This window comes from Nocardioides sp. Z35_8 (assembly GCF_059621125.1).
Genome location: NZ_JCAQIE010000001.1, coordinates 2,001,335 through 2,013,992, shown reverse-complemented (window position 1 = coordinate 2,013,992; position 12,658 = coordinate 2,001,335). Strand labels below are relative to the sequence as shown.

General features: G+C 70.8%; 9 protein-coding genes. All 9 read right to left on the bottom strand.

What is annotated here, in order from left to right:
- Positions 1–14: 14 nt before the first annotated feature.
- The 9 genes from AC54T2_RS09655 to AC54T2_RS09615 all read right to left on the bottom strand — a co-directional run bounded on the left by AC54T2_RS09655 (position 15) and on the right by AC54T2_RS09615 (position 12,650).
- Complete coding sequence (locus AC54T2_RS09655) at positions 15–2,738, bottom strand: FG-GAP-like repeat-containing protein (protein WP_496666053.1); 2,724 nt, start codon at positions 2,736–2,738, stop codon at positions 15–17.
- 132 nt (positions 2,739–2,870) lie between these two features.
- Positions 2,871–3,344 carry a hypothetical protein gene (locus tag AC54T2_RS09650; RefSeq protein ID WP_496666052.1) on the bottom strand — a complete coding sequence of 158 codons (474 nt, stop codon included), beginning with the start codon at positions 3,342–3,344 and terminating at the stop codon, positions 2,871–2,873.
- A gap of 764 nt (positions 3,345–4,108) precedes the next feature.
- Positions 4,109–4,879: an ABC transporter ATP-binding protein gene (locus AC54T2_RS09645; protein ID WP_186341432.1), complete on the bottom strand. Its 771-nt coding sequence runs from the start codon at positions 4,877–4,879 to the stop codon at positions 4,109–4,111.
- Between the two features lie 70 nt (positions 4,880–4,949).
- Complete coding sequence (locus AC54T2_RS09640; RefSeq protein ID WP_489975989.1) at positions 4,950–5,858, bottom strand: ABC transporter permease; 909 nt, start codon at positions 5,856–5,858, stop codon at positions 4,950–4,952.
- 7 nt (positions 5,859–5,865) lie between these two features.
- Positions 5,866–7,953, bottom strand: coding sequence for a glycosyltransferase (locus AC54T2_RS09635; RefSeq protein ID WP_489975988.1), 2,088 nt, complete (start codon positions 7,951–7,953; stop codon positions 5,866–5,868).
- The gene (gene glf / locus AC54T2_RS09630; RefSeq protein ID WP_186341430.1) at positions 7,950–9,158 is read right to left on the bottom strand and encodes a UDP-galactopyranose mutase; all 1,209 of its coding nucleotides are present in this window, start codon (positions 9,156–9,158) and stop codon (positions 7,950–7,952) included. Before glf ends, AC54T2_RS09635 begins: the two co-directional genes overlap by 4 nt.
- A 36-nt stretch (positions 9,159–9,194) precedes the next feature.
- On the bottom strand, positions 9,195–10,115 hold the full coding sequence (locus AC54T2_RS09625) for a glycosyltransferase family 2 protein (RefSeq protein WP_186341429.1): 921 nt from the start codon (positions 10,113–10,115) through the stop codon (positions 9,195–9,197).
- Complete coding sequence (locus AC54T2_RS09620; RefSeq protein WP_241005343.1) at positions 10,112–11,041, bottom strand: glycosyltransferase; 930 nt, start codon at positions 11,039–11,041, stop codon at positions 10,112–10,114. The genes AC54T2_RS09625 and AC54T2_RS09620 overlap by 4 nt, the downstream gene beginning before the upstream one ends.
- 31 nt (positions 11,042–11,072) lie before the next feature.
- Positions 11,073–12,650 carry an LCP family protein gene (locus AC54T2_RS09615; protein WP_186341428.1) on the bottom strand — a complete coding sequence of 526 codons (1,578 nt, stop codon included), beginning with the start codon at positions 12,648–12,650 and terminating at the stop codon, positions 11,073–11,075.
- Positions 12,651–12,658 lie beyond the last annotated feature (8 nt).

Genomic DNA, 12,658 nt, shown 5'->3' with positions numbered 1-12,658 from the left:
TCGTCCGTGCCTGCTCACCCGGCCAGGTCGAAGGCCCCCAGTCCCTCGCCCAGCACCCGCGGGTCGGACACGCCCTTCTTGCGGCCGCTGTAGACGTACGCCACGCCGCTCGCGCGGTCGCGCACCACGTAGTCGGCCGAGCCCTTGAGCGTCATCGCCTGGACCTCGAGCACCCAGTCGAAGCCGGAGAGGTCGGAGGGAAGCCCGGCCCGCGACGGCACCGCTCCCCCCTTGATCGGGACGCCTGCGTTGAAGCTGGAGCCGTTGCCGGGCCACACCGTCGGAGGACCGCCGGCCGGGGTCCCCACCAGGTCGGGGAGACCGTCGCCGGTCACGTCGCCGACCGCGGTGAGCCCCTCGGTCCCGCCCCAGCCCTCGGCCAGGACCTGTCCCTGCGCGAGGGCGCCGGTGCCGTTGCCGGCGAAGAGCCACAGCCGGCCGGAGACGTCGCGGGTGAGCACGTCGCCGAAGCCGTCGCGGTTGACGTCGCCCGCGTTGAGGATGCGGTCCATGCCGGCGAACGACACCCCGGTGTCGATGGGCGAGCCGAGCTCGAAGGTGTCGCGGTTGGCGACGACGACGAGCTGCTTGCCGGACACGCCGATGAGGTCTGCGCCCGCACCGCCGACGAGGTTGACGCCGGTGATCCAGCGCATCGACTTGAGGTTGGTGGCGGGTCCCAGCGCGGCACCGAACGTGCCGTCGCCGCGACCCGGCTTGAGCATCATCGTGCCCTTGGACGAGCGGGCGACCAGGTCGGTGCGCCCGTCGCCGTTGAAGTCCCCGGCCACGATGCGGTTGTAGCCGCTCCACGCTCCGGCGACGCGCCGGGGCGCCGCGAACCGGCCGGTGCCGTAGCCGGTCTGCAGGAACAGCCGGTTCTTCTTGCGCACCAGCAGGTCGGCGCGGCCGTCGCCGTTGACGTCGCCGGCTCCGATGAGCTGGCGGTAGTCGCCGTAGCCCTTGCGCGTGACCTTGCGGGCGAAGCCGCCCTTGCTGGTCGCCAGCAGCGTGACGAGGCGACCCTTGAAGCGGGCGGCCAGGTCGTTGCGGCCGTCGCCGTTGATGTCGCCGACCGCGGTCAGCAGCGAGTAGTTGCGCAGCCGCATCTTGCGGGTGGTCTTGCCGAAGTTGCCGTTGCCCTTGCCGGCCCGGATGCGCACGACGCCGGACTTGTCGGCCGTCACCAGGTCGGGCAGGCCGTCGCCGGTGAGGTCCGGTGAGACGAGCACGTCGGCGCGCTTGTCCCAGCCGCGCTTGCCCACCACGATGCGCTTCTGGAACGACGTCAGGCCGCCCGTCGGCAGCACCAGGCCGCGGCCGTCGGACGCGCGGCGCACGACGAGGTCGGGATAGGGCGAGGCGTCGAGGTTGTTCTGCGGGGCGGGCTCGGAGATCGCGAGCTCCGTCGGCGTGGTCACGACCGGCGCCGCCTGCGAGGCGTAGGTGCGGATGAGCGGCAGCTGGGCGTAGAGGTACTTGCCGGGGCAGGCCGTCGACCCTGCGTCGCGGTGGCCGCTGATCGCCGGGAAGGTGCCGCGCCCGATCGTCTGCGCGGTCGAGGCGGGGTTCACGCCGTGCAGCGACAGCTTCCACGCGAAGAGCTGGCCGTAGGCGCGCAGCATCACGTCGGGCGGCTGGACGACGTCGAAGTTGCCGATGGCCGACATCGCGAACGAGTAGTCGTTGTAGTTGAGCGTGTGGGCGCCGACGACGGGGCGGTCGATGCCGCCGTAGCGGCCCTCCCAGATCCGCCCGAAGCGGTCGACGAGGAAGTTGTAGCCGATGTCGCTCCAGCCGCGCGACTTCACGTGGTAGGCGTAGATGCTGCGCAGGAGGGCCGGCACCTGGGCCTCGGTGTAGTTGTTGGCGTTGACCGTGTGGTGCACGAACCCGCCGTTGATCGATCCGTAGCGCAGCGACTTCTTGTTGCGGATGCTCTCGTCGGCGCCCCACTGCGCGCGGGAGTAGATCGTGGGCTGCGCGACCGTCTGCTTGCGCGACGCCACGGTGGCCGACTGCAGCGCGAGGCCGTCGGTCGTCGGGGTGGAGCCGTCCTGCGCGGCGTACTCCTCGTCGTACGACGCGCTCGGGTCGTCGCTGGTCGTCTCGGCCGGAGCCTCGGTCTCGGTGCGCGTCGCCGAGCCGGGGTCGACCAGGGCCAGGGAGAGGTCGTCGGGCAGGGCCACACCGTCGGTGCGGGCCTCGACCTGGACGTCGTCGACGTCGCCGACGAAGGTGGGCTCGGTGCCCGGGCGCGCGCCCGCCGCCTCGGCGCTGCCGGGGTCGGGCCCGTGCTCGTCGTGATACTCCAGGTCCTCCCAGTCGCTCCACTCCTCGCCGGTGCGGGTGCGGACGCGGAGGGTGATCTGGTCCTCCTCGAGCACCTCGCCGGCACCCCAGGTGACGCCCACGGCGCCGAACGCGTCGACCGGTTGCGGGGTGCTGACCACCCGGGCCTGGGTGGCACCACCGGCGACGCTGCGTCCGCGCAGGCCGGCGAACCCACCGGACTCACCGGTGAGCGGCACCTCGGTGACCGTCGGCGTGACCGCCTTCGTCGGCACGGTGGCCGACATCAACGCGGCGGGTGCCGCGGAGGCGGACGGGGCGCCGGGCGCCTCGCCCACGATGTCGAGGGACACGACACCGGAGGCGGGGGTGAGCACGACGAGCACGACACCCAGCGCCAGCACCTGCTGGCAGAGGGTGACGAGACGGGACTGAAGAGGACGCATGGGGATCTCTACTCCTGTGTGGGGGAAGGTCACACAAGGGATGAGTTCACACCAGTCACACCAGTCACGGAAGAGTTTCTGAGTAACTACAACGTTGTAATTTCCACTCGACACGCCGTTGCGTCGGTGTAATTATCGCCGATCGGCGTCGGAATCAGGCCAGGTTCGGCTCGGTGTGTCGTTCCCGGGGTCAGGAGCCCGCTGCGCCCGTGCCCACGAACCGAGCACCGCGACTCCCACGATCGGCACCCAGGCGGCGGCGGTGGCGCCTCCTTGCACGGAGGTGCCGAGGGACAGCAGGTAGGCGAAGACGGCCAGCGGCACCATGACCAGCACCGCAGACACCGCAAGAAGCAGGACGCCTCGCCGGCTCGGCCGCCGCGGCGCCAGGACGAACGCCGCAGCGACTGCCGCGACCATGGCGCCGATCGACCAGAGCCACCACGCCCGACGCCACCTCTCCGGGTCCTCCAGCGTGCCGCACGGCGCCGTCTGGCAGGCGGCGCCTGTGGGGATCATCTCCGGCTGCACGGGCGCCCAGGCGCCAGCGACCGCCATCACGGCGAACCCCACCGCGCCCAGCAACAACCAGCCCCCCGGCCTCATGGAGCGATCCTGCCCCTTGAGGCTCCGCTCCGCGAGGCTCCGATCTGCCGCGACCCGCGCGCCTGCCGTCTCCGGGGCGTCTGCGTGGCACGGTGACGCTCCCGCAGACCGAGGAGTACTGCCCCCTTGTGGGCTGTCGGAGTCCCCGCTCGAGCGGGGACTCCGACACGATCGTGGAGGATCCGAGCCACCAGGTGACCCGGATCCTCCACGATCGCCTCATCCACAGAGGAGGTCGGCCTGCTGCTCAAGGGTCCCGGACGGCCCGCTCATGCCCCGGCCCGGGCATCAGGCCGTTCAGCGCGGGAGGTTGCCGGCGGCCGTCTCGGCAGGGTCTTCCTCGGGTAGCACTCGTCGTAGTCGTGCCAGCCCGTCGCGCGCATGCGACCTCACCGTACGTCGGGCAGCACGACCCGATCCTCGGAACCTGCGGGCCCGACGGACTGGGTGCGCTCGAGGAGTGGTGGTGTCACGGCCATGCCGAGCAGGCCCACCACCGCGATCCCGGCGAGGACGGCACCTGTCCGTCTGCGGTGGCGGCGGCGAGCCTCTCGAGCCGGTCGGCGACGTCGCCGGCGGGTGCGAGCATGCGTGAGCTCCTCGGGTGGGTGGACAGCCTCACACGTCCACACGCCACGACGGTGGGATCCGGTGGGTGCCGCGGTCCTCTTTCTCGGAGCGGGACGCGAGCCACGGATCTGGGCTCGCGCCGGGACGCGTGCGAGGACGCGGACGGCGCGGCGCTCCCCGGTGGGATGTCGCGCTCAGATGTCGGCGCCGAGGCCGTCGTCCTCGCCGGAGTCGTCGTCGCTCTCGTCGTAGTGGAGGTAGCGGATGCCCTCCTCGACGTCGCCGTCGAAGCCGAGCCGCCCGTTCTCCATCACCAGGACGCGGTCGCAGAGGTTGCGCACCGATCCGGGGGCGTGGGAGACGTAGAACATCGTCACGCCCGACTTCACGATCTGGTCCATGCGCTTCTTGCACTTGCGCTTGAACGGCCGGTCCCCCACCGCGAGGGCCTCGTCGGCGATGAAGATGTCAGCGTCGACGTTGACCGCGACGGAGAAGCCGAGGCGGGCCTTCATGCCGGAGCTGTAGTAGGCCACGTCGGTGTCGAGGAACTTGCCGAGGTCGGCGAAGTCGACGATCTCGTCGAACTTGCGGTCGGTCTCGGCCCGCGACATCCCCAGGATGGCGGCGTTGAGGTAGAGGTTCTCCCGGCCGCTGAGGTTGTTGTCGAAGCCGGTGCCGGTGGCGATCAGGCCGGCGATGCGGCCGCGGGTGAGCACCGAGCCGGAGTCGGGCCGCATCACGCCGCTGATGAGCTTGAGCAGCGTCGACTTGCCGGAGCCGTTGAGCCCCATCAGGCCGACCGACTCCCCCTCGCGCACGGTGAAGCTGACGTCGTCGACGGCGTTGAACGTGTCGTGGGTCTTGCGGCCGCGGACCTTGGCCAGCACGGTCTGCTTGAGGGAGCGCTGGTAGGACAGCGTGAAGGCCTTGGTGGCGTTCTCCACCTGGATCATGGTCGTCATGCGGGGTCCCTGCGGAAGCGTGGGCTGGAGGAGCGCAGCGGGGGAAGGCCGCGGTTTCGTGGGGTGCTCATCAAAGGCGCTCCGGGACCTTGGACTCGAGGCGCGCGAAGATCCGCTGGGCCAGCACGAGCAGCACGAGCGAGATGCCCGTCATGACGAGCCCGCGGGTGAACAGGTGGTCGGGCAGGTGCACGGCCGCCGTCGCGTCGGGGTCGCTGGTGGTGCCGACCCAGAAGCCGCGCTGGATGAGCAGCACCGCCTCGGCCATCGGGTTGAGGAGGTAGTAGCTCGCGATCGGCTCGCCGAAGCGCTCCTGGACGAGCGTGAAGGGGTACATCATCGGCACGCTGAAGGTGACGAACTGGGTGAGGGTCTGGGCCACCTTGCCGATGTCGCGCATGAAGACGTTGCCGACGCTGAACAGCAGGCCCAGCGCCAGCCCGAGGGCGGCGGCCAGGCTGAAGCCGAGGAGGGCCGCCGCCATCCCCACCAGGTCGGGGCGCCAGCCGAGGAAGAGGCACGGAATGACGAGGATGACGATCATCGGCACCGTGTGCCATCCGGCGACGAGCATCCGGGCCACCGGGAACATCTCCCGTGGCACGGGGAGCTTGGTGATCAGCGAGCGGTTCTGCACCAGCGACTGGGTGCCACCGTTGAAGGTCTCGGTGAAGAAGTGGACGATCACCATGCCGGCGAAGAGGTGGATGGCGAAGTTCTCCATGCCCGCGCCGCGGCCGATCATGACCTGGAACAGGAAGTAGAACATGCAGAACCGGATGGCCGGCTGGAGGTAGCTCCACAGCCACCCGAGCACGGTGCCCTGGTAGCGCGACTTGATGGTGTTGCGCACCAGCATGCCGAGCAGGTAGCGCCGCCGCACGACCTCGCCGAGGCCCGTCGCGGCGGGCGGCGCCAGCGGCAGGGCCTCGAGCTCGCCCGTCGTACGCCGGACCGGGCCGGATGCGGTGGCGCTCACCGGCGGCTCACTCGGTCGTGCCCGAGGGGCCGCCCCCGGAGCGGTCCGCCGGGTCGGTCCAGGGCGCGAAGGTCTTCTCCCACGCCTCCGGGGACGTGATCTCGCCGAGCGCCTCGCGGTACTGCTGGGCGAGGGCGGGCCACTCGCGGTGGAAGCGCCGGTGGATCTCGATCGTGCGTCGCAGCAGGTCGCGGTAGCGCGCCGGGTCGCGACGGTAGAGCGCGACGGAGGAGCCGTCGTTCATCGAGACCACGGCCGAGTCGTAGCGGGCGAGGTTGTACCAGCTGGCGTCCATCGCGGTGAGCTCGGCCTCGGGGTAGTCCTCGGCCATCCGCCGCACCGGCCGCAGCTGGCGCAGCGGGGCGAGCCCCGCGGCCAGCAGCGTGGCCTTGCGACCGGGGATCTCGATGTCGGACTTGCCCTTCTTGGGCGGCTTCTCGCGGCGCACCGGGGGCAGGTCGTCGCGGTCGGCGTGGAGCTGGGCGTCGGAGAACTGCGCCCGGAACGCGTTGATGTCGGCGAGCTTGGTGGCCAGCTCGCCGTGCAGGGCGTGGGGCCCACGCAGCACGTCCTCCATCGCGAGGTGGCGCAGCTCGGCGGTGGAGTACTGCAGGGAGGCGAGGTGCTTGACCTGGTGGTTGAGGCTCTCGCGCACCATCCGGCCGCCGCGCTCGTAGGGCGAGTGCAGCAGCGCCGCGATGATCCGGTTGCGGTGGTGGAAGTAGGACTGCCAGTCGACGCCGTCGTTCTTGTCGGTCCACGGCACGTGCCAGACCGCCGCGCCGGGGAAGGACACCGTCGGGTAGCCCGCCTCCTTGGCGCGCAGCCCGAACTCGGAGTCGTCCCACTTGATGAAGACCGGCAGCGAGAGGCCGACCTCCTCGAGCACGACGCGCGGGATCAGGCACATGAACCAGCCGTTGAAGTCGACGTCGGCGCGCTTGTGCAGCCAGCGCGCGGAGCGCAGGTTGCGGGCGGCGAAGTCCCACTGGCTGTAGCCGTCGAGGCGGGTCTGCCACCAGAAGCGCCACGGCTGGACGATCTCGCCGAACGAGTGCAGCTCGGCGCGGTTGTAGAGGTTGAACATGTGGCCGCCGACGATGGTCGGCCGCTTGGCCAGGTCGCCGAACGTGACCGCCCGGATGATGCCCTCCGGCTCGCAGACGACGTCGTCGTCCATCATCATCGCGTAGGTCGCGGTGCCCTTGCGGACGCTCTCCAGCTGGCCGCGGGCGTAGCCGCCCGACCCGCCGAGGTTGCCCTGCACGATCACCCGCAGCTTGTCGCCCAGGCCGCGCTCGGCCTCGGGGAAGTAGGGGCTGTCGGTGACCTTCTGCTTGCCCTGGTCCATGACCATCACGGTGTCGAGGTAGGGGTGCAGCTCCTCGGCCGCGCCGAGCTGGCCGAGCAGCTGGGCACTCATGTCGGGCAGCATCGTGGTGATGCAGAGGTCGACGGTGCCGTGCTCGGCGCGGTCGGCCGGCACCTGCGCCGTCCACTCGGCGCCCTCGATGCTCGCGCCGTGGTCGCCGGCGACGACGTCGTACCAGTACCACCCGCCGTCGACGAACGGCTTGAGCGGGAGGGCGAACGAGAACCTCGCGCGCGCGTCGGGGCCCTCGCCCTCCACGACGGCGGACTCGATGCGCTGGGCGTGGCCGCGCGCCATCGACTTGTAGACGGTCACGACCGTGCCGGCGCCGACGACGTCGACGGTGAGGTCGACGTCCGTGACGACGGTGTGCCGGCGCCAGTAGGAGGCGGGGAAGGCGTTGAAGTAGGTGCCGAACGACAGCGGCTGCGAGGGCTGCAGCCGCAGTTCGGTGCGCGAGCGGATCTGGTCGGGGTGCAGCTTCTTGCCGGTCGAGGTGGACTGGCGGATCGCCGCGTTGTTGAGGTCCTTGGCGGCCTTGTCGCCACCGACGGCGTGCCGGTCGGTGTCGAGCTTGGCCTCCTCGAGGTCGACGTAGAGCGGGAACACCTCGGTGAACTTGTCGACCGGCAGGATCTGGCGCTGCAGCAGCCGGGTGACGGTCCCGGCCGCGTGGGTGCCGGGTGTGCTGGTGGCGAGCGTGCTGGCGGGTGTGGTGCTCATGCGTCGATGCCTCCGCTGGTGAGCTCGGCGCCCTCGGTGAAGTGCGGCTTGAGCTTGTTGTCGTACATCGACAGCGCCGAGCCGATGGCCATGTGCATGTCGAGGTACTTGTAGGTGCCGAGCCGGCCGCCGAACAGCACCATGGGCTCGGCCTTGGCGAGCTCGCGGTACTTGAGCAGCTTGGCGCGGTCGTCGGCGGTGTTGACCGGGTAGTAGGGCTCGTCGCCCTCCTCGGCGAAGCGGCTGTACTCGTGGACGATCACGCTCTTGCCGGGCAGGTGGGTCTTCTCCCGCTCGGGGTGGAAGTGCTTGAACTCGATGATCCGGGTGAAGGGGACGTCCTGGTCGTTGTAGTTGATCACGCCGGTGCCCTGGAAGTCGTCGGTGTCGACGACGCTCTCCTCGAGGTCGACGGTGCGCCACGACAGGCGGCCCTCGGAGTTGCCGAAGTACTCGTCGACGGGCCCGGTGTAGACGATCGGGACCGTGCCGCGGTAGTCGTCGGCGACCTCGAAGAAGTCGGTCTCGAGGCGCACCTCGATGTTGGGGTGGTCGGCCATACGGGTCATCCACGCGGTGTAGCCGTCGACGGGCAGTCCCTCGTAGGTGTCGCTGAACCACCCGTTCTCGAACGTGTAGCGCACCGGGAGCCGGGTGATGATGTCGGCGCTGAGCTCGGTGGGGTCGGTCTGCCACTGCTTGGCGGTGTAGCCCTTGATGAACGCCTCGTAGAGCGGGCGGCCGATCAGGCTGATCGCCTTCTCCTCGAGGTTGGAGGCGTCCTCGGTGGCCATCTCGCTGGACTGCTCGGCGATCAGCGCGCGGGCCTCGTCGGGGGTGTGCGAGCGGGCGAAGAACTGGTTGATGAGCGCGAGGTTCATCGGCAGGGAGTAGACCTGCCCCTGGTACTTGCCGAAGACCCGGTGCCGGTAGTCGGTGAACGAGGTGAACCGGTTGGCGTACTCCCAGACCCGCTCGTTGGAGGTGTGGAACAGGTGCGCACCGTACTTGTGCACCTCGACGTTGGTCTCCGGGTCACGCTCGGAGTAGGCGTTGCCGCCGATGTGGTGGCGACGCTCGAGGATGAGCACGCGGAGGCCGAGCTCCTCGGCGCACCGCTCGGCGATCGTGAGACCGAACAGCCCGGCGCCGACGATGACGAGGTCGGGACGCGGTGCGGTGTCTGTGGTGGGGCCCTGGGACAAGGGAGGAACTCCTTGGGTGAGAAACGCGGGGTGAGTCTATCGAGGGGGGCGGGCGGAGGCCGTCAGGCGGCGCATGCCTCGCGCGGACGCCATGGCGCGGGTCACGTTGCGGGCCTCGGCCCGGCCGCCGCGCACCGGGCTGAGCAGCACGACCACGGCCGTGATCAGCCAGGGCTTGAGCCGCACGAGGACGTTCTCCCCGTGGCGCAGGTGCACCACGAAGAGGTTGCGGTACATGTAGAAGCCCTTCCAGCCCGACAGGTCGTGCTGCTGGTTGAAGTCGAGCTGGCGCACCAGCACGGCGTCGCGGACCGCCCAGATGCGGTGGCCCGCGCGGCGTGCACGCACGGCGTACTCGGCGTCGTCGTAGAAGATGAAGAACGACGGGTCGGGGAACCCGATCTCCTCGATCACCCGGCGCCGCGCCATGAAGCCCTCGAAGGCCACGTTGTGGACCTCGACCAGCTCGGGCATCGACGCGCGGTCGGCGTAGGTGCTGTCGACCGAGGCGCGCTTGGGCTTGATGGCGAGCGGGTTGCGCAGGTCGAAGTCGACGGCGGCCTTCTCGACCAGGGCCCCGGTGCGGTCCTCGCGGACCGCGATCAGGCAGTCCTCGTCCACGGCCATCAGCGCCTCGAGACAGCCGGGGGCGGGCACGACGTCGTCGTCCATCAGCCACACGCGGTCCCAGCCCGCGTCGTACGCCGCCCGCACCCCGAGGTGGAAGCCGCCGGCCCCGCCGAGGTTGTCGTCGCTGTGGGTGACGTGGAGCGGGAGGTCGGTGCGCGCCTGCAGCACCTCGCGGGTGTGGTCGGTGCTGGCGTTGTCGACCACGATGACGGCGTCGGGACGCCGTGTCTGGGCGGCCAGGCCGTCGAGCATCCCGACGAGCAGGTCGGCGCGGTTGTAGGTGACCACGACGACCGCCACTGTCTCCGGTGCGGCCGGGGTGGTCACGACAAGAACCTCCGGTGGCCGTCGAAGTCGCCGGCGATGCCCGCGCGCATCGCCGAGGCGCTGAGCCGCAGCCGCGACAGGCTGGGCCGGGTGAAGGTGTAGAACCACGCCGTCTTCACCACGAACGCCAGCGCGTGGAGGGGCCCGCGGTAGTCGCGCAGGTTGACCAGGTTGTTGCGGGCCATGCAGTAGTGCTTGAGGTCGCTCGGCGAGTCGTTGTAGGTCGTGCGACCGAACATCATCGGGGTGCCGAGGTTGCCGACGCTGGGGTGGCGGACCGTGGCGGTGACGACCGTGGCCACCCGGGCACCCGACTCCTCGGCGCGCAGGCGGTACTCGTGGTCGTCGCCCCAGATGAAGAACTCCTCGCGGGGCAGGCCGATCCGGTCGACGAGCTCCTTGGTCACCAGGACGCCGTTGAAGGGGATGACGATCCCGTCGATGCGGTCGGCCCGCGCGGCGCGGCGGACGTCGTCGACGGCGTGCACGACGCGGGTGCCGCCGGGCAGCCGGATCGGGAACACCAGGCGCTCGGGGTCGGCCTCGTCGACCACGAGCGGGCCCCAGAAGTCGAGGTTGCCCGCCTGGTCCAGCAGGTGGTCGAGGCAGTCGAGGTCGGGCAGGCCGTCGTCGTCCATCAGCCAGACCAGGTCGGCGTCGCGGTCGATCGCCCACGCCAGGCCGTCGTGGAAGCCGCCGGCGCCGCCGCGGTTGGTCGTCAGCGTGCGCGCGCTCAGCGGGATCTCGCCGGTGGTGGGACGGGCGGCGAGCCACTCCCCCGTGCCGTCGGTGGAGGCGTTGTCGACCACCAGCACCTCGGCCACCCCGTCGACCTGGCCGAGCCGCGCGACGAGCCGCTCGAGCAGCGGCAGGCGGTTGAAGGTGACCACGACCGCGACGATGCGAGGCAGCGGTCCGGTGGTCACGGCCTACACCCTAGGGGCGGGCGGTGCGCGCTCAGCAAACCGCGCCCAGGTCCTCCGACTGGTTGGCGGCGTAGCCGGTCGACAGCGAGCCGAGGGACCCGCCGGTGACGGCCGGCGGCGGGGTCGGGGTCACCGTCTCGGCGGGCTCGGTCTCGGCGGGCTCGGTGTCGGCGGCCGGCTCGTCCCCGGTCGGCTCTTCCGGGCCCCCGGCGTCGCCGCCCGCGGGGGCGGCCTCGGCGGTGTCGGAGTCGTCGGCGGGGTCCGGCTGGGTCGGGCTCGCCGGTGCCCGGCCCTCGGCCTTGGCGATCGCGGCGGCGACCTTGGCGTGGACCAGCTCGATGTCCGGGTCGGCGGTGTTGATCATCGGCGGCACCAGCGAGAGGGTGGCGATCTTCTGGCTCTTCGCCTTGAGCGCGAGGTCGACGAACCGGTCGACCTCCCCGCGCGGGAGGTCGGTGGAGACCATCGCCGAGCTGGCCCCGGCGATCGCCTCGAAGTTGCGCAGGGCCGCCTGCGGGCTGACCTGCTGCAGCATCGCGCTCATCACGCACTTCTGCCGCGCCATGCGCGAGTAGTCGTCCGAGCCCTCGCGCGCCCGGGCGAACCAGAGCGTGTCGTGCCCGTCGAGCGTGCGCTTTCCGGGCTCGATGTAGTGGAAGGTCTTCTCGTGCGGCAGGCCGACCGGGATCGGCTGGCGGACGTTGAGCTCGACGCCGCCGACCGCGTCGACCAGGTCCTTGAAACCCTCGAGGTTGACCATCGCCCAGTAGTTGATGTCGAGGCCGGTGATCCCCTCGACACCCTGGACGGTCGCGTCGACGCCCGGGTTCTTCGAGCCCTTGAACAGCTCGGCGTGGTCGAGCGCCCACGTCGCGAGGCCGTTGAGGTACATCCCCTCCACGTCGAAGCCGTCGGGGAACTGCTCGTCCATCACCGAGCCCTCGGCGAAGGGGAAGTTCTGCATGTTGCGGGGCAGGGAGATCAGGACGGTCTTGCCGGTCTCGGCGTCGATGCTGGCCACCGTCATCGCGTCGGGGCGAAGGCCCCAGCGCCCGGCGCCGGAGTCGCCGCCCAGCAGCAGGACGTTGTAGCGGCCGTGGCTGGCGCCGACGGCCGAGCCCTCGCCGAACATCGAGATCATGAACTGGCGCTGGACGCCCACCATGTGGGCACCGAAGAGCAGCGCCCCGGCGACGCTGAAGCACAGGAAGCCGTTGACGCCGACGACGGCGAGGCGGTGCTGGCGCTGCAGCGTCAGCGGCTGGCCCAGGCGCCACGCGTCGACGAGCAGGTAGGCCCACCCGACGGCCAGCGCCATCAGGACCAGGCGCAGCAGCTGGAGGAAGGTGGTGCTGGTGCCGGCGCTGAACGCGAGCCCGTGCCAGAAGTACGCCGTCACCGCCCCGAGCACGCCTGCGACCAGCAGCACGAGCCAGGTCCACATCGCGATGCGACCCACCCGGCGGTTGCCGGACACGAGCTGGGCCGACCCCGGCAGGACCAGCGTCATCAGCATGAGCGTCACTGCGCGTCGGAACCGCACGCGCTGGGCGCGGTCGAGCGTGGTGAATCGCGGCTGCGGCGACCCGGAGGGGGTGGCGGGCGGCATCGAAGGGC

Coding starts and splice junctions, on each gene's coding strand:
- AC54T2_RS09655 (WP_496666053.1), bottom strand. CDS start 2,738: ATGCGTCCTCTTCAGTCCCGTCTCGTCACCCTCTGCCAGCAGGTGCTG.
- AC54T2_RS09650 (WP_496666052.1), bottom strand. CDS start 3,344: ATGAGGCCGGGGGGCTGGTTGTTGCTGGGCGCGGTGGGGTTCGCCGTG.
- AC54T2_RS09645 (WP_186341432.1), bottom strand. CDS start 4,879: ATGACGACCATGATCCAGGTGGAGAACGCCACCAAGGCCTTCACGCTG.
- AC54T2_RS09635 (WP_489975988.1), bottom strand. CDS start 7,953: ATGAGCACCACACCCGCCAGCACGCTCGCCACCAGCACACCCGGCACC.
- AC54T2_RS09615 (WP_186341428.1), bottom strand. CDS start 12,650: ATGCCGCCCGCCACCCCCTCCGGGTCGCCGCAGCCGCGATTCACCACG.